12 protein-coding genes and 4 pseudogenes are annotated in these 16,560 nt (G+C 70.2%); 9 read left to right on the top strand and 7 right to left on the bottom strand.

All coding sequences use genetic code 11. From position 1 onward, the window contains the following. The first annotated feature begins 111 nt into the window (after window positions 1-111). From ABD198_RS26325 to ABD198_RS26310, 4 genes are all read left to right on the top strand, one after another. Window positions 112-306, top strand: coding sequence for a hypothetical protein (locus ABD198_RS26325; RefSeq protein WP_344006413.1), 195 nt, complete (start codon window positions 112-114; stop codon window positions 304-306). Window positions 307-370: 64 nt separating this feature from the next. Further along, window positions 371-1,210, top strand: coding sequence for a transposase family protein (locus ABD198_RS26320; protein WP_344006411.1), 840 nt, complete (start codon window positions 371-373; stop codon window positions 1,208-1,210). Between the two features lie 736 nt (window positions 1,211-1,946). Next, window positions 1,947-3,284, top strand: coding sequence for a hypothetical protein (locus ABD198_RS26315; RefSeq protein WP_344006408.1), 1,338 nt, complete (start codon window positions 1,947-1,949; stop codon window positions 3,282-3,284). Continuing rightward, complete coding sequence (locus ABD198_RS26310) at window positions 3,281-3,631, top strand: hypothetical protein (protein WP_344006406.1); 351 nt, start codon at window positions 3,281-3,283, stop codon at window positions 3,629-3,631. Before ABD198_RS26315 ends, ABD198_RS26310 begins: the two co-directional genes overlap by 4 nt. A gap of 33 nt (window positions 3,632-3,664) precedes the next feature. On the opposite strand, the gene ABD198_RS26305 is transcribed toward ABD198_RS26310, so the two are convergent. Both ABD198_RS26305 and ABD198_RS26300 read right to left on the bottom strand, forming a co-directional pair. Continuing rightward, window positions 3,665-5,122, bottom strand: a complete 1,458-nt coding sequence (locus ABD198_RS26305) for a phage terminase large subunit family protein (RefSeq protein WP_344006404.1) — start codon at window positions 5,120-5,122, stop codon at window positions 3,665-3,667. A 504-nt stretch (window positions 5,123-5,626) separates the two neighbouring features. Next, window positions 5,627-7,144, bottom strand: coding sequence for an FAD-dependent monooxygenase (locus tag ABD198_RS26300; protein ID WP_344006402.1), 1,518 nt, complete (start codon window positions 7,142-7,144; stop codon window positions 5,627-5,629). A gap of 145 nt (window positions 7,145-7,289) precedes the next feature. Here ABD198_RS26300 and ABD198_RS26295 point away from each other — a divergent pair, with 145 nt between their 5' ends. Further along, window positions 7,290-7,874 carry a TetR/AcrR family transcriptional regulator gene (locus ABD198_RS26295; RefSeq protein ID WP_344006400.1) on the top strand — a complete coding sequence of 195 codons (585 nt, stop codon included), beginning with the start codon at window positions 7,290-7,292 and terminating at the stop codon, window positions 7,872-7,874. A gap of 102 nt (window positions 7,875-7,976) precedes the next feature. On the opposite strand, the gene ABD198_RS26290 is transcribed toward ABD198_RS26295, so the two are convergent. Beyond that, window positions 7,977-10,097, bottom strand: a complete 2,121-nt coding sequence (locus ABD198_RS26290) for a PQQ-dependent sugar dehydrogenase (RefSeq protein WP_344006398.1) — start codon at window positions 10,095-10,097, stop codon at window positions 7,977-7,979. Between the two features lie 158 nt (window positions 10,098-10,255). Here ABD198_RS26290 and ABD198_RS26285 point away from each other — a divergent pair. Beyond that, window positions 10,256-10,702, top strand: a pseudogene (locus tag ABD198_RS26285) (SAM-dependent methyltransferase); the annotation flags it as partial. Window positions 10,703-10,829: 127 nt separating this feature from the next. Next, window positions 10,830-11,462 carry a PH domain-containing protein gene (locus ABD198_RS26280; RefSeq protein WP_344006396.1) on the top strand — a complete coding sequence of 211 codons (633 nt, stop codon included), beginning with the start codon at window positions 10,830-10,832 and terminating at the stop codon, window positions 11,460-11,462. A gap of 71 nt (window positions 11,463-11,533) precedes the next feature. On the opposite strand, the gene ABD198_RS26275 is transcribed toward ABD198_RS26280, so the two are convergent. The 4 genes and pseudogenes from ABD198_RS26275 to ABD198_RS26260 all read right to left on the bottom strand — a co-directional run. Continuing rightward, window positions 11,534-12,640 (bottom strand): AI-2E family transporter, encoded by a 1,107-nt coding sequence (locus tag ABD198_RS26275; protein ID WP_344006393.1) that lies wholly within the window; start codon window positions 12,638-12,640, stop codon window positions 11,534-11,536. 69 nt (window positions 12,641-12,709) lie between these two features. Beyond that, window positions 12,710-13,717: an NADP-dependent oxidoreductase gene (locus tag ABD198_RS26270; protein ID WP_344006391.1), complete on the bottom strand. Its 1,008-nt coding sequence runs from the start codon at window positions 13,715-13,717 to the stop codon at window positions 12,710-12,712. A 213-nt stretch (window positions 13,718-13,930) separates the two neighbouring features. Continuing rightward, window positions 13,931-15,265: a ferredoxin reductase family protein gene (locus ABD198_RS26265; protein ID WP_425580558.1), complete on the bottom strand. Its 1,335-nt coding sequence runs from the start codon at window positions 15,263-15,265 to the stop codon at window positions 13,931-13,933. A 339-nt stretch (window positions 15,266-15,604) separates the two neighbouring features. Beyond that, a pseudogene (locus ABD198_RS26260) lies at window positions 15,605-15,928 on the bottom strand (nuclear transport factor 2 family protein); the annotation flags it as partial. Between ABD198_RS26260 and ABD198_RS26255 the strand changes: the two are divergent. Both ABD198_RS26255 and ABD198_RS26250 read left to right on the top strand, forming a co-directional pair. Further along, window positions 15,928-16,284, top strand: a pseudogene (locus ABD198_RS26255) (LysR substrate-binding domain-containing protein); the annotation flags it as partial. The pseudogenes ABD198_RS26260 and ABD198_RS26255 sit on opposite strands and share 1 nt — an antisense overlap. A 112-nt stretch (window positions 16,285-16,396) precedes the next feature. Beyond that, a pseudogene (locus ABD198_RS26250) lies at window positions 16,397-16,552 on the top strand (HEAT repeat domain-containing protein); the annotation flags it as partial. Window positions 16,553-16,560: the final 8 nt, after the last annotated feature.

Raw genomic sequence — 16,560 nt, 5'->3', positions numbered from 1 at the left:
ATCGGCACGTCCGTCCGCGTACGCCCTCGTCAGCGCCTGGGACTCCTCCCGCGACGTCGCCCGGCCCCAGTCCCGGACCGCGCGCCGGGGATGGAGGAGTCCGCGCTGCCGGTGGACTACCAGCGGATGCTGTCGATCGTTGCGGCTGCGGCCGGGCCGGTGATGGTCAAGGACGTCGGCGCCGAGCTGGGCATCGATATCCAGGTGCCCGGGCGGCTGGAGCCGCTGCGCGGGAAGTTGACCAAGCTGGCCGATCGCGGCTGGCTGCACAAGCGGCCCGACGGGAAGTTCACCGTGCGCCCCTGACCGCGCCGGAGGAGGAGCGCGGCCGGGCGTAACCGGCGGGCCCCCGACGGCAGTTGAGTTTGGTGTGAAGAAAAACAACCAGCCTGTCGAGGGCCCTGACGGCCTTGTCTACACCGCCCGCCTGCCGCTGTCGAGCGCCACCTTGAACTACCTCGCCGATCTCATACGCGGCCACCGCAAGAAGATCCGCTCGCCCTGGCGGGCGCTGCCCGCCGGGAAGATCGCCGGGATCGTGCTGGCGGTCTTGCGCTGTGATCAGCGGCCCGGCGATCTGGCTGGCGGCAACGGGGTCCACCGCACGACCGTGGGCCGCTGGGTGCGCGAGGTGGTCGGCCTGCTGGCCGCCCGCGCCCCGCGCCTGGACCGCGCGCTGAAGAAGATCGCCCGAACGGGCGGCGGCATCGTGCTGCTGGACGGCTCCCTGATACGCACCCGACGCCGCACCGGGAAGGAGAACAGGAAGAACTACTCGGGCAAGAGCAAATGCCACGGCCTGCTCGTGATCGCCCTCACCGACGATCGCGGCCGACTGCTCTGGGTCTCCGCGGCCCGGCCCGGACGCACCTCGGAGATCACTGCCTGCCGGCACGACAGACTCACCGCCCACCTCCGCGCGGCCGGCCTCGGCGCCATCGCCGACCTGGGCTTCATCGGCCTCGACGACAGCGATCCCGACGCCGACCCGGCAGTGATCACCGGCTACAAGGCCGCCCGCAACCGGCCCCTCACCCCCGGCCAGAAGCTGTCGAACACGGTGCTGGCCGCCGTGCGCGCCCCGGTCGAGCACGGCTTCGCGCACCTCAAGAACTGGCGCGTGCTGGGCAAGGTCCGCACCGACCCGAAATGGGCGACCACCCTGGTCAGGGCCCTGCTGGTTCTGACGAATCGCGAAGTCGCCCGCTGACCGATGACCTTGTCGACGGACTACCGCCCCAGACCTGCCCGAGTACCGCTCCCACCCCGCACGCCACACCCGTGACCTGCAACTTCACGATGCACACCGCTCAGTGATGGTCAGATATGACGGCTTGTGAATCTCGTGGCAGCCAAGCCAGTTGACGGCCGGTAGTTCGCTCCGCCTTGATCGTTCTTTGCCTGTTCATGGCACACTTGTGGGTGATAAGCACGTGTGCTCGAGCAATTGCGACAACCGGACGGGGGACGGGCATGGTGTCGTGGGAAGAGGAATGGGGCCAGCTCAAGGCAGATGCACTTGCCCGGCAGCAGCAGTCGGCGCACATGCAACTGAACCAGGTGGTGCCTGACGGAGGCGGTGGCTCCTCCACCGGTTCGGGTGGCTACGGAGACGGGTTCTCCGTGAGTGCTGACTCCATCGACGGAAGCTCGCATCTGCTGCTGGAGATCGCCGGCGTCCTGTACGAGGGGCGTATGGACGGCGAGAACGCGACCATGTGCCGTGCCCCCCCCGGTCCCATCCCGATGTTGCCTCGAACGTCGAGACCTTTGCCCGCTACGCCAAGGACCAGTACACCGACGCGGTCGTGCTGTTGGCGGCGTTGTCCAGCAAGCTCAGGTCGGCGAACAACACGTACGCACAGTACGACGACGCAGTGCGCAGGAAGTTGAACTCCGTCCTGGTGTCGGGGCGCTACATCGAAGCCGGGGATCGGTGATCTGCTGTGGCCTACCGCAAGGACGTCGAGTTCCTGGAGGACGCCAACCCGGCTCTCATCAACCTCAGCGCCGCCGAGTTCACGCGTCTCCACAAGTTGATCGACACCACGCACGATGCCTTTCGCAAGGCGGTCAAAGTGGACTGGCAGAGCGAGGCGCGCGACCTCTACGCCAAGCGCTTGAGTGAGGCGAAGGATCTCACCGATGATCTGTCGCGCGCCTTCCGCCAGGTGGCAGATGCCCTCACGTCCTACGCCGAGGCGGTCACGACGGCCAAGAGCCACTACAAGAGCGGCAAGCACACCGAGACGAAACTGTCGGAGGTGATGTCCAAGGAAGCCACGGCTGTCACGCCGACCGCGCGAGCCGCCGAGCCCCTGCGACAGTGGGAAGATCTGCGGGCCACCACCGGTGTGATGGATTGGTTCGCGGAGCTCGGCGTCGACGTCGACGCGATCCGAGAGGACGCCGAGCGCTACTACCACCAGACCAAGGACCACTACAGCGACGCCTTGCGCGTGGAGTCCGAGGCGCGCGCGACCTGCATCGCAGATGTCAAAGCTGCCTACCGGTCCCTGCCCGACTTCAAGAGCCCCATTGCTGATCCGGGACAGTTCCTGAAGAACCTGGGGCCGCTGCAGGCCGAGGCTCGGCAGGCGAGCGACAACCCCTATGCCCAGCTGCCCGGTGCGGGCCCGAAGATGGACGACATTCCGACCACCGGCCGGAACGTCGTGGCCAACGAAATCCTCTCGCGGATCGAAACCCGTATCGACGGACTGCCCAAGGCTCAGGGGAACAACTACTGGCTGTGGTCCAACTCGGACGACGGCCGACGGGACTACATCTCCGCCAACAGGGAACTCATCAAGGCCGCCGCACAGGATGCGGGCCTGCCGCCCGAGATGGTCGCCGGCATCGCCTGGCAGGAGGTCGAGGGCGATCCCGGCTGGCTCGACGACGCTGGCTACGAAGGGCGCAAGATCCTGCCCGGCCAGGAGGATCCCGACAAAACCTCGATGGGCCCGCTGTCCATCCAGGTCCGCCGCGCTGCTGAGGTACTCGGCTACGACCCGCACCATCTCACTGACATACAACGAGACCAGGTCGTGGGCGCGATCAAGGACCCGGCGAAGAACATCTTCATCGCCTCGGAGTACCTGGCCCAGCTGAAGGCGGAGAGCGGGTTCGCCGACGTACCACCGGAACAGATGACCCGGGAACAGATGCAGGAACTGGCCGCCCGCTACAACGGCGGTCCCTATTACCAGGACCCGGGTGCCCAGGCATATGGTCGGGGCTTCGACCGGAAGCTGGACGACGCGAAGGAGGCACTGGGGTGAGCCCAGGCATGGAACCGGCGACCGATCTGCGTGAGAGCCGACGGCCGAGGTCCTTCGGCTGGCTCGGTAGTGGCGTGTGCGCCGTCGTTCTGGCTCTGGGCGCGCTGGTGACGGGCTATGTCGTGCTCACGGCCTACATGGTCGAGCCGGACGGACCCTGGGATCAGCAGGCCGTGAGCAACTCCGGCGTCGCATCCGACATCGGCCTGGCCTTCTCCGCTGTGATGGCATTCCTGACGTGGGTGTTCGTCAAGGCCGAGTGGGTGCGCAAGTGGTGGTACGCCATCCCAACGGTGCTGGCTGTCAGCGCGCTGCTTCGGCTGACCCTGCTGGCACCCGAGCTCTGACCACTCCCCAAGAGGGTGAGGCGGGGGCAAGCTCTACCGCCGCCCGGTGAGACGTCCGTCGGCCGGTCGTGATGGTGGGCCTTGCACCGAGGAGTCGAGGAAGAGATCCGTCAGCGCCCAGACGCAGGAGTCGAGCAGGTCCGGGGACTTTTCCTCGGTCTCGGACGCACCGACGTACGTCGTCATCTGCTCCTCCAGAACGGCGAACGTGCGCGGCGAGCCTGTGTGGCTGATGCGGGACTGCTCGTACAGCATCGCGACCGGAGCCGCGCGGGCGCGCTTCCCGCGGGTGGCGTGGACGACGCGGCAGGGGACCGTCGGGTCGACCTCCGCGAGGAGGGCAGGGAGGTAGTCGCCGCCGTTGTTCGCCTCAATGACCACGCAGTCCGCTTGGTGCTCGTGGTACAGGGCGGCGGCGCGGCGCATCGCGGCTGTGGGGGTGTAGCGCTCCTGCTCGGCGTGGAGGACGTAGCCGCGGGGTCGGCGGTCGCCGTACATCTGCTCCAGCGGGTAGGAGCGGCCGGCCACCGTGAAGGCGGTCAGGTCTGCGGTGTCCGTCGTCGTGACGGCCGGGTCGACGGCGACGACCAGGCGGTCGAGCGGTGGGACCGCGGTGCGGGCGATGCGGAAGCCCTCCACCTCGAACATCCACTGCTTCCACAGCGCGCCCTCGACATCCTCGAGCAGTACGCCGTCCAGTTCCTGGCGGCCCAGGCGGGTGCCGCCGTACTCGGAGTCGAGCTCGGCGAGCGCGGCGGGGGAGAGGTTGGCGCGGTTGTCCTCGGTGCGGCCGGTGGTCAGGACGACGGTGGAGCCGGGGCGTCGGCCGCGCTCGACCAGGTGCTTGACGTGGGGGAGCGGCTTGGGCGTGGTGGAGATGACGACCTGTGGGGACGGGGCTTCGCGCAGGCAGAACCACAGCATGTCGTACACCGACTGGGCGGTGTGCCGGTTCCAGGCGGCGTACTCGTCGAGCCAGCCCTTGTCGAAGGCGAAGCCGCGCAGGTTGTCCGGGGTCTCGGCCCCGAAGCCGTAGATCGCCGAGCCGTTCTTCAGGCGGAGGGTGGTCAGGCCGTTTCCGAGGCTGTAGCGGCGGACATCCTCTGGCGGGATGACCGCCAGGAGGCCGGACTTGGGGGACTCGAAGCAGATCTCCTTGACCAGGGTGGCGTTCTTCGCGACCACCGCGATCATCGTCCCCGGAGAAGCCGCCCACTCTCTTACGGCCTCCGCCGCGGACTTCGTCTTGCCCCAGCCTCGGCCGGTCAGCATCATCCATGCCGCCCAGTCGCCGTCGGGCAGGCGCTGCGTGGCACGGGCATGGTGGTGCAGCCAGCCGGCGTGGGGCAGGCCGTCGCAGTCGGGGCGGTCGCAGGCCCAGCGGCGCGCCGAGACCGCGTCGGCCTCGATCAGCGCGGTGATCTCGGCGTGCAGTTCGGCGTCGGACATGCTGGCCGGGTCCGGCAGCGCCGCCAGCGGATCGGCGGTCACGGTTGCTCACCGCCCATAGGGCACCCAACTCCGGCCCCCGGCAACGAAGTTCGGCGGCGGGCCTCGTCGGCGGGCAGGAGGGTCAGGCCGGCCCGGGCCATGCCCTGGCGGAGTTCGCGGCAGCGCCAGCGGCACCAGGCCGTCCTGCGCTCCAGTCGGCAGATCCCCGGCGGCCGCGGTCAGCATCTGCCAGAAGCCGGCCGGGATCGGGCGGGGGTCGTGGAGCTCCCCTCCAGCAGCGGGAAGGCCGTTTCCCACTTGTCGTGGGCGAGGTGCTCCCAAGATGTCGTTCACCGTGAGGCCGTTAGGGGTGACGAGTTCGTCCGGCACCCGCAGTGAGACTGCTTCCAGCAGCGCGGGCACGGTCATGATCCGATTCTGATAGACGGGGCTGCACGGCGAAGGGTTGCACGGACGGAAGGCCGCAGAGACGGGGCCCTGCCCCCGGCCGGCCGCGGGAAGGGGGCGGGCCGCCCCGGGCGCAGGGCCCGGGAGGGTGTCCGGTCAGGGGGCAGTGGGGTAGCGGGAGGCCAGAGCCTTCTGCAGGGCCGTGGTGTCGGGGGCGTCGGCCGCCCAGGACACGTAACCGTCGGGGCGGACCAGCACGGCGGTGCGGCGGGCGCTGGTCCAGTGCTCGACGACCGGGAGGTCCGCCGCGCCCTCGTGCGGGCCGCCGTCGTACGGGGCGGGCACGGTGGGCGGGGTGATGAGGACGAACCGGCCGCCGCGCAGGGCCTCGTACAGGCGCTTCCCGCTCTTGAGGGTGACGTCCGGGATCCGGGTGCCGACGAGGCGGTGGGCGCCGCGCGGGGCCGGGTAGGTGAAGCCGATGCCGGTGAGCTGGGCCACAACCCTGGCGCGGGCGGGGGCCACGGCGTTGATGACCGTCGTCACCAGGGCGCGTACGGCGCGCAGGGCGGGGATGCGGGCCCGGGCCAGCCGGACCAGGCCGCCGCTGCTGCGCAGCACCGCCCGGCCCACCGGGTGGCGTTCGGTCTGGTAGGTGTCCAGAAGGCTGGCGGGTGCCTGCCCGTTGACGACGGCGGCGAGCTTCCAGCCGAGGTTGGCCGCGTCCTGCAGGCCGGTGTTCATGCCCTGGCCGCCGGCCGGTGAGTGGATGTGGGCGGCGTCGCCGGCGAGGAAGACACGTCCCACCCGGTACTGGGGGGCCTGGCGTTCGTCGCTGCGGAAGCGGGAGAGCCAGCGCGCCTCGTACATGCCGTAGTCGGTGCCCAGGGCGCGGCGGGTGACCTCCCTGACCTCCTCGAGGTCGAGGGGGGTGTCGTCGGAGACCTCGTGGCGGCGGTTCCAGCCCATGACGCGGTACCAGCCGTCACCGAAGGAGGCGATCATCGCGAAGACGTCGCCGGCGCCGTCCACGGTCAGGACGCTCTCCGGCTTCTCGGCGAGGCGGACGTCCGCCAGGAGCAGGGACTTGATGACGGAGACACCGGGGAAGGGCTGGCCGATCGCCTGGCGCACGGCGCTGCGGTGGCCGTCGGTGCCGACGACGTAGGCGGCGCGGCGGGTGGCGGTCGATCCGTCCGCGTCCCGGACGACGACGTCCACGCCGGTGTCGTCCTGCCGCAGGGCGAGGACCTCGGTCTCGTAGTGGAAGGCGACGCCGAGATCCCTGGCGCGCTTCTCCAGCAGGCGCTCGACCTCGTACTGGGGGGTGATCAGGAGGAACGGGAAGCGGGAGGGCAGGGTGCTCAGGTCGAGGGAGAGCCGGCGGAACAGCCGCAGCCGGGTGATGGTGCTGCCGGTGGCGAGCAGGTCGTCGGCCAGACCGCGGGCGTCGAGCTGCTCCAGGGTGCGGGCGTGCACGCCGAAGGCACGGGACAGGTTGCTGATCTTGTGGGGGCGCTTCTCCAGGAGCGTGACGGCCACGCCGGCCTCGGCCAGGTCGCCCGCCAGGAGGAGGCCGGTGGGGCCGGCCCCGACGACGATCACGGACCGCGCGGAGCCCGTGGTGCGGCCGGTGCCCTGACCCATACCGGAGCCGGTGCCGGTGCCGTTCATGAGGACCTCCCACTATCGCCAACGTTGGTTGGCCAACGGATGTTGGTCAACACCTGTTGGCCAACGTCTGTTGGCAACAGTAGGCCGGGGTGCGCACGAGTGTCAACACTTGTTGGCCTACAGATGTTGGCCTACGATCGTTGGCATGAACCAGAGCAAGGCCCCCGCCCCCTCCCGCCGCTCCGACGCCACCCGCCGCGCCATCCTCGACGCCGCCCGCGAACGCTTCGCCGCCGACGGCTACGAACGCGCCACCATCCGCGCCATCGCCCAGCAGGCGCAGATCGACCCCTCCATGGTCATGCGCTACTACGGCAACAAGGAGGGCCTGTTCGCCGCGGCCGTCGCCATCGACCTGCAGCTGCCCGACGCGGCCTCACTCCCCCGCGACGAGGCCGGCCGCACGCTGGTGACCCACTTCCTGGACATGTGGGAGGAGAACGAGGTGCTCACCGCGCTCCTGCGGGTCGGCATCACCAACGAGGCCGGCGCCGAACGCATGCGCGGCATCTTCAGCGACCAGCTGCTGCCGCTCGTGGAGCGGGTCTGCCCCGACCCCCAGCAGGCGCCGGTGCGGGCCGCCCTGGTGTCCTCGCACCTGCTGGGCCTGGCGCTCACCCGTTACGTCCTGCGCTTCCCGCCCGCGGCCCACCTGCACCCCGAGGAGATCACCGCCTGGCTCGCCCCCACCCTCCAGCACTACCTCACCGCACCCCACCCCGGGGCATGACAGGCCCTGCGGGCGGCACGGACGGACACAGAAGGCGGGGCGCCATCGTGACGATGGCGCCCCGCCTGTCCCTCCCGGTGTGTCTACCCGGCAGGTGAAGGTTCAGTCGGCCGGGATCAGTGCGACCTCATCGCTGCCCGACAGGGACGGCAGGCCCTCGGGGGGCGTGTCCTGGTAGGTGGCGTTGAAGACGGCCTTCAGGTTGTCCGCGCCGGCGTGACCGCCGTCCACGAAGGTCTTGAACGACCCGGAGCATCCGTTGCTGGTGGACAGCGGGTGCCCGTGGGTGTCGTGACCGAGGATGAAGGTCACCGTGACCTTGGAGCAGTCCACCGGCTGGTCGTCGGCGACGGCCACCTCCCAGCTGACCGTGTCGCCCCAGTGGAACGGTGTCCCGCCGTCAGGAGCGGGGTCCGTGGTGAGCGTGACCACCGGCGCCTTGTTCCCGACCACGATCGGCACCGAGGCGGACGCCGAACGGCCGGTGCGGTCGGTGACCTTCAGCGTGGCCTCGTACACGCCGTTCTCGGTGTAGGTGTGCTCCGGGTCGGCCTCGCGCGAGTCGACCCTGCCGTCCGCGTCGAAGTCCCAGGCGTAGCTGAGGGCGTCGCCGTCGGCGTCCTTGGTGCCCGCTCTGGAGAACTTCACCGTCAGCGGGCTGTGGCCATTCACCACATCGGCGCTCACCTTGGGCTCCGGGGTGCGGTTGCCGCGGGTGAAGTCGATGCGGGCGAGCTGGGCCTCGGGCAGTTCGGCGAAGTAGCCGGTGCCGTACTCCAGGACGTACAGCGCACCGTCCGGACCGAATTCGGCGTCGATCGGGCCATCGGTGGTGATCGAGGGGATGGCGTCCTCGATCTTCCTGACCTCGTTCCGCTTGCCGAGGGTGATCGCCTTCATCTGGTCGCGGGTCCACTCGTAGAACAGCGGCTTCCCGTCGAAGTAGGCCGGCCAGCGGTTGACCGCCCTGTTGTGCTTGTCGTAACGGTAGGCCGGACCGCCCATCGGGCCGATACCGCCCGTACCCAGCTCCGGGAACTCCTCCGACGCACCGTAGCCGTAGACGATCTGCGCGTCCTTCACCGGCGGCAGCTTGCCCAGGCCGGTGTTGTGCCGGGAGTCGTTCACCGGGGCCTTGCAGTCGAAGGCGCCGCTCGACTTCTGGGTGGCGAAGTCGTAATCCTGATACGGCATGTCCTGGGTCACGCAGAACGGCCAGCCGTAATTGGCGGGGCGTTCCACCACCATCCAGCGGCCGTGACCGGCGGGGCCGCGGTCCGGGTCGGGTTCGCCGGCGTCGGGTGAGTAGTCGGCGACGTAGAGCTCGCCCGTCTTGTCGTCCACCGCGAAGCGGAACGGGTTGCGCAGACCCATGGCATAGATCTCCGGGCGGGTCTTCGGGGTGCCCGGGGAGAAGAGGTTGCCGCGCGGGACCGTGTAGCTGCCGTCCGGCTTCACCTTGATGCGCAGGATCTTGCCGCGCAGGTCGTTGGTGTTGCCGGCGGTGCGCCGGGCGTCGTAGGCCGGATTGCGGTCGGGGCGGTCGTCGAGGGGGGCGTAGCCGTCCGAGGCGAAGGGGTTGGTGTCGTCGCCGGTGGACAGGAACAGGTTGCCCTTGCCGTCGAAGTCGATCTTTCCGCCGACGTGGCAGCAGATGCCGCGGTCCGCGGGGACGTCGAGGATCTTCTGCTCGCTGTTGAAGTCGAGTGTGTTGCCCTTGAGTTTGAAGCGGGACAGGCGGGTGACGCCCTTGGACCTGGCGAAGTCCTCGGGGCTGCCGAACTCCGGTGCGTCGCCCTCGTTGACGTCGGGGGTGTCCGGGTCGTCCACCGGGGTGTTCAGGCGGGGCGAGTAGTAGAGGTAGACCCAGTGGTTCTTGCGGAAGTCCGGGTCGATGGCGATGCCCTGGACGCCCTCCTCGTCGTGCTGGTAGAGGCCGGCGGGGCTCTTCTTCATGTCGGCGGCGAGGAAGTTGACGCCGCTCTTGGGATCGTGGATGCGGACTTCGCCGGTGCGGGCGGTGTGCAGGACTCTGCGGTCGGGCAGGACGGCGAGGGCCATGGGCTCGCCGGGGCGGTCGTTGAGGGTGACCTTCTGGAAGTCCGACGCGGGCGGTGGTGCCGGGTCGGGTCTGGCGGCCTGGGCCGGGGACAGCGGCAGGAGCCCGACGGCTCCGGCCAGCGTCGCCGCCCCCACGAATGTGACGATCCGTCTGTTGCGCACTCGGAACTCCTCTGCTCTGCACGGCGGTTGCCTGAGTGTGAGGGCGCTCGGCCCTCGGCAGCACCGGCTGGTCGTTGCGGAGTGCAGTGGGTGAAACCCTGTGCGTAGCGAGTCAGTTGGACGCTAAGGGGCGTACTTTCGACTCGTCAAGGACAAAGTATCTCGTCTACAACACGATCTCCAACCTGCTCACCCAGGAGGAGCAGGTCCAGTGCTTCCGCAACGCCGCCCGGCATCTCATGCCCGGCGGGCGGTTCGTGATCGAGCTCGGGGTGCCGGAACTGCGCCGGCTTCCGCCGGGGCGGACGGCGACCGTGTGGCACACCGAGGACGGCTACATCGGCCTGGACACGTACGACACCCTGCGCCAGCACCTGGTGTCCCACCACTTCCACTACGACGAGTCCGGGCAGGCGCGGTTGTACCGCAGCCCGCATCGCTACATCTGGCCGTCCGAACTCGACCTCATGGGGCAGCTGGCAGGTCTTGAGCTGGAGTCCAGGCACGCGGACTGGCGGGGTTCCGAGTTCACCGCCGAGTCGACGTCCCATGTGTCGGTGTACCGGCTTCCTCCGGAGGAGAAAAGCACAACTTCAGGCCGGTAGCACGTACTTGGGTGCGCGCTACCGTGGGCTTCTCGAGCGCTGGACCCCGGCTGGAGGAGCGGTGGTGGCAGGGAGCGACGGGCGGGTGGTGCGTACGTACCGGCTGGGGGCGGGGCCGTTGGTGTTCGTGACCCTGCTGCTGGGGTGGCCGGCGGTTCTTTTTGTGCGGTTGGTTGTGCCGGATGAGGGCCTTCCGCTGATGTTCAAGGCGAGCCTGCTCGTGCTGGTGGGGCTGGTGTGTGCCGGTGTCGTGTGGTTCTGGCGGGCGGCGACCGTGGTGTGCGAGGACCACATCGCGGTGCGGCAGTTGTTCCGGACGCGCCGGACCGCGTGGTGCGATGTGCTGAGCATCGAGCGGGACCGCAATCCGGCGTCGGCCAGGACGTTGCTGCTGGACCGGGAGGGCAGGCTGTTCGCTCTGCCCGGGGGTGTGGGGGCCAGGAGCGATGCGGTGCGGGAGATCGTGGAGGTGTGGGAGCGGTCGCGAGGTGAGGGGTGGGCTTCCCCGTCGGCGGCCTTCGCCGAGGCGGCCCGGCAGCGGGCTCGGGTGCGGGAGTCGGCGGTCGTGTGGGCTCTGCTGCTGAGTGCGGGGTCGTTTCTCCTGCTGCTGGGCTGCGGGTTGGCCGTCGGGTATGCGGCGGAGTGGGGCGGGGACGGCATTCCGTGGGTGTTGCAGGTGATCGGTTTCGAGCCGGTGGTGGTGTTCGCGGGGGTGTATGGGGTGGCGGTTCGCAGGGTGGGGCGGCGGCGGGCTGCGTAGGAGCGGTGGCCGTCCCCGTCCAGGAGCGATGAGGGAGCGCCCGGACGGGGCGGAGGGTGAAGGGCGGTCGGTCAGAGGGAGTCGTCGGAGGCTGGGACGAGGTCCGGTTCCTGTTGCGGGTCGCTGAGCTGTTCGCGGAGGTAGTTCCAGATCACGGCGATCAGCGCGGCGACGGGGACGGCGAGGAGGCTGCCGACGATGCCGGCCAGGCTGCCGCCCAGCGTGACCGCCAGCAGGACGACCGCGGCGTGCAGGCCGAGTCCGCGGCTCTGGATCATGGGCTGGAGGACATTGCCCTCCACCTGCTGCACGGCCACGATGATGGCGAGCACGATCAGCGCGTCGGTGAGGCCGTTGGAGACCAGCGCGATCAGTACTGCGACGAGGCCGGCGAACAGGGCGCCCACGATGGGCACGAACGCGGACACGAAGGTGAGGACCGCGAGCGGCAGGACCAGCGGCACGCCCAGGAACCACAGGCCCAGGCCGATGAGGACGGCGTCGATCAGGCCGACGAGCGCCTGGGACCGGACGAAGGCGCCCAGGGTGTTCCAGCAGCGTGCGGCGACGGCGGGGACGTCGGTGGCGAGGCGGCCGGGCAGCTGACGCTCAAGCCAGGGCAGGAAGCGCGGGCCGTCCTTGAGGAAGAAGAACATCAGGAACAGCGCCAGGACGGCGGTGACCACGCCGTTGAACACGGTGGTGACGCCGGTGACGGCGGTGGTGGCGATGCTTCCGGCGCTGTCCTGGACGCGGGCCGCCGCCGAGTCCAGGGCGTCCGCGATCTGGTCCTCGCCGATGTTCAGCGGCGGCCCGGCCGCCCACTCACGCAGCCGGTCGATGCCGGCGACCACTCCGTCGGCCAGCTCTCCCGACTGGGACGCCACCGGCACGGCGATCAGCGCGACCGTGCCGGCGCCGAGCAGCAGGAAGAGCACGGTCACCAGCGACGCGGCCAGGGCCGGTGGCAGGCCGCGCCGGAGCAGGAGGCGGGTCGGCGGCCAGGTGAGCGTGGTCAGGAGCAGGCCGATGACGAGCGGCCAGACCACGGGCCACATCCGTCCCAGGAGCCAGAGGACGGCCACCGACAGCACGATGACGAGCAGCAGTTCCCCGGACACGCGCGCCGAGGTGTGCAGGGCGGCGCGGGTTCTCGCGGAGTTCAGGCGGGCAGACATGAGGGCACCCTATGGGGGCCGCGTCGCTTGCCGTCATCGCGGGCCCGGCGCCGCCGGTCTCGTGGGTGTTCAGGTCAGTTCGAGCACGAGCTTGCCGATGTTCTCGCCGCGGAAGAGCATCTGCAGGGTGTCGGGGAAGTCGTCCACGGTTCCCTTGACGACGTGCTCCTTGACCTTGATGCGGCCGTCCTGGATCCAGCCTGCGATGTCGCGGGCGGCCTCGGCGTACCGCTTGGCGTAGTCGAAGACGACGAAGCCCTCCATGCGGGCCCTGCGCACCAGCAGGGTGAGGTAGTTGGAGGGGCCCTGGACCGGGGTGGAGTTGTTGTACTGGCTGATGGCGCCGCAGATCACCACGCGGGCGTGCATGGCCAGCCGGGTCAGGGCGGCGTCGAGGATGTCCCCGCCGACGTTGTCGAAGTAGACATCGATGCCGTCGGGCACCTCGCGGCGCAGCGCCTTGCGCACGTCCTCGGCGCGGTAGTCGATCGCCGCGTCGAAGCCCAGTTCGCCGGTGAGCAGGGCGCACTTCTCGGGTCCTCCGGCGATGCCGACGACCCGGCAGCCCTTGGCCTTGGCGATCTGGCCCACCAGGCTGCCGACCGCGCCGGCGGCCCCGGACACCACGACGGTCTCGCCGTCCTTCAGCGCGCCCACGTCGAGGAGGCCGAAGTAGGCGGTCATGCCGGGCATGCCCAGCGCGCCGAGGTAGGTGGAGGGCGGGGCGAGGGAGGTGTCGACCTTCATCGCGCCCTTGCCGTCGGAGACGACGTACTCCTGGACGCCGAAGGTGCCGACCACGTGATCGCCGGGCCGGTAGTCGGGGTGGTTGGAGGCGGTGACCTCGATGACCGATCCGGCGCGCATCACCTCGCCGAGTCCGACCGGGGGCAGGTAGGAGGGCCGGTCGTCCAGCCAGCCGCGCATGGCGGGGTCCAGGGAGATGACGAGCGTCCGGCCGGCGAACTGGCCGGGGCCCGGCTCCTCCACGGGGACCGAGCGGTGCTCCCAGTCCTCGGGTTTGACGTCGCCGACGGGGCGGGCTGCCAGGCGGATCTGACGGTTGGTCGCAGACATGACGGCTCCTGTCGTTCCGGATGACGACGAGGGTACCGACCGGTAGGTATGACGTGGGTGGTGAGGTCCGTCACAGGGGGCGGGTTGCGGCCTGGGTCGGGAGGGCGAGTGCTGCTGTCTCGGCGGAATGCCCTGTCCAAAGCGCAGAGGTGCCCCCGGCCTGCGGTGCAGGGGTCCGGGGACACCTCTCCGGTGTGACAGGCGGAGCCGGTCTCAGGCCATGCCGAACTTCTCGGCGTGCACCTGGCGGCCGGGGACGTTCAGGCGGCGCAGGGCGCCGAGGACCGCGGAGGTCATGGCGGGCGGGCCGCAGACGTAGACGTCGCGTTCGGTGATGTCGGGCACCAGGGCGTGCAGGTTCTCCGGCTCGAACGGCCGGGCGCCCTCCCCGGTGCGGCCGGTGAGCAGATGCAGCCGTCCGCCGCGTACCGCGAGGAGCCGGCGCATCTCGTCGACCAGTACGGCGTCCTGCTCGGTGCGCACCCGGTAGAGGACGACGACGTCGCCGCTCTGCTCCTCCAGCAGGGACCGGACGGGTGTGATGCCCACGCCGCCGGCGATCAGCAGGGCGCCGGGCCGCGTGCGGTGCAGGGAGGTGAACGCGCCGTAGGGGCCCTCCACGAACACCCGGGTCCCGACCGGCAGATGGCGCAGTCCGGCGCTTCCGCTGCCGACGGCCCTGGCGGTCAGGCGCAGCGAGCGGCCGTCCGGCGCCGCCGACAGGGAGAACGGGTTCGCCAGCCACCAGTTCCGGTGTCCGGGGAACCGCCAGATGCAGAACTGCCCGGCCCTGGCGGGGAATCGGTCGAGGTGGCGGCCGGTGACGTAGACCGACACCACGTCGTGCGACTCCGGTATCACGGCCGAGACCTGGAAGCGGTGGCAGGCGTTGCGCCACACGGGGATCACGATCCGGCCGACGACGAGCGCGCCGAAGGCCAGCAGCCACAGCGTCCACCAGTACAGCTCCGCGAAGCTGGAGGAGGTGAAGGTGGTCGTCTCCTCGAGCTGGTGGACGAACGCCAGCCCCAGGGCCAGGTAGATCAGCAGGTGCAGGCCGTGCCAGACCTCGTAGGGCAGCCGCCTGCGCAGCGCCCGGGTGGACACGACCGCGATCGCGACCAGGATCGCGGCGGCCAGCATGCCGAGCAGCGATGCGGGCACCCCGGCCAGCGCGAAGAACGTCTTGGTCATCGACGCGTCGTCGAGCCGCGCATAGCCGAGCACGACCAGGAAGGCGTGCGTGAGAACGACCCAGAGCAGGGTGAAGCCGGTCCAGCGGTGCCACACGGTCAGCCGGTCCATGCCGATGCGCCGGTCCAGCCAGGGCACCCGGGCGATCAGCAGCAGCTGGAACAGCAGCAGCAGTGCGGCATGGAGGCCGAAGAACTTGGCCACGGTGAGTGTGCCGTTCTTGCCGCTGCCCTCGGTGATGAAGAGGGTCTCGACGATGAGCAGGTTGAGCACGAGGAAGGTGCCCAGCGCCCACCGCGCCGCGACCACCGGTGGGACCGAGCCCGCCCGGATGTGGGAAGTGGTGTCCGTCAAGTCTGCTCCCCCCCTCGCACCGCGGAGCGGTCGTCGGCGGCCGGCCCTGCGCAGGGCAGGGCCGGCTCGCCTCGGTCGCGGTGCGGTGACGCCGTAGAACTGGGCACAGAGTACGCGCACGGCGTCTTCACGTCCCCTGCGGAAAGGAAACAGATTTGCGACAGTCGGCCTCCGGTGGGCCGGGGGTCATTCGCTGCCCTGCTCGCTGAGCTGTCGTGGCACCGGAGAACGGCTACGGCGAGTGGGATCTCTCGTGGGAGGCATGGCGGGAGAGGAGAGCGCTGCGCTGAGGAGGCTCCTTCCCGGCTCCCCCGGGGTCACGAAGCGCCTTCTGCGGGGTCACGAGGAGTCGGAACTGCGGCGGTGGTAGGCCTTGTTGGCGATGCGCCATCCCTCGTCGACGCGGACCAGCAGGAAGATGTCGGTGAAGGTGTCCGGCCCGTGATGGAGCGTCATGGTGGCCGTCGCGACGGTCCCGTGGACGTCGACGGCCTCGATGCGACGGGAGCGGCTCGGCTCGTCGGACGCCGGGCGGCCGGGGAACAGGGTGCAGTACTCGTCCAGGGTCCAGGAGGTGAAGGTGCCGTCCCGGATGCCCTCGATGTGGGCGGTGGGCAGGAAGGCGTCCCGGAAGTGGCGGGGGTCGCCGGTGGCGTGGCCTCGGTCATCCGCGGGCGGGGGACGGCCGTCTGCCCATCGAGGCGCTGGCCGATGAGACCTGGGTCGAGGACAACGACGGCTCGGCGGCGCTGCTGCGCCGGCAGGCCGCGCGCGCCGGAGTCAGTCCCCGGATCGATCTCGCGGCGGCCGATCTGCACGGCAAGCTGGCCCTGGTCGCGGCCGGTCATGCCATCGCGCTGATCCCCGGGGTGCTCAGGCGTGCCCTGCGGCCCGACGTCGTCACGGTGCCGCTGGTGGATCCCCCGACCCGCGGGATCTACGCGATCACGCCGCGCCGCGATCCCCACCCGTCGGCGCCGGCCCTGATCGACCGGCTCGCGGACGCGTTCGCCTCGTGAGGGCTGGACCTCCTGCGCAGGTCGGTCGTCAAGGCCGCGCCCGTGCGGTTCACGGGATGCCGGTGCGTCGTGCGGCCTCCAGGACGTGGTGCGTGCCGAGCACATTGACTTCGCCAAGGCGCTCGCCGATCCGAACGCCGATGTGCGCAAGGCAGCCGTCACCGCGCTGACCCGGCACCGCGCCCATGAGGAGGCCCGCGCGGCCCTCGCCACGGCGACGGGCGACGTGGACGCCGACGTCAGGGCGTACGCGGCCCGCGCGCTGTGAGGGCACGG

This window comes from Streptomyces thermocarboxydovorans (assembly GCF_039524635.1).
GTDB classification, from domain to species: domain Bacteria; phylum Actinomycetota; class Actinomycetes; order Streptomycetales; family Streptomycetaceae; genus Streptomyces; species Streptomyces thermocarboxydovorans.
This window is presented reverse-complemented; position numbering and strand designations above follow the sequence as displayed.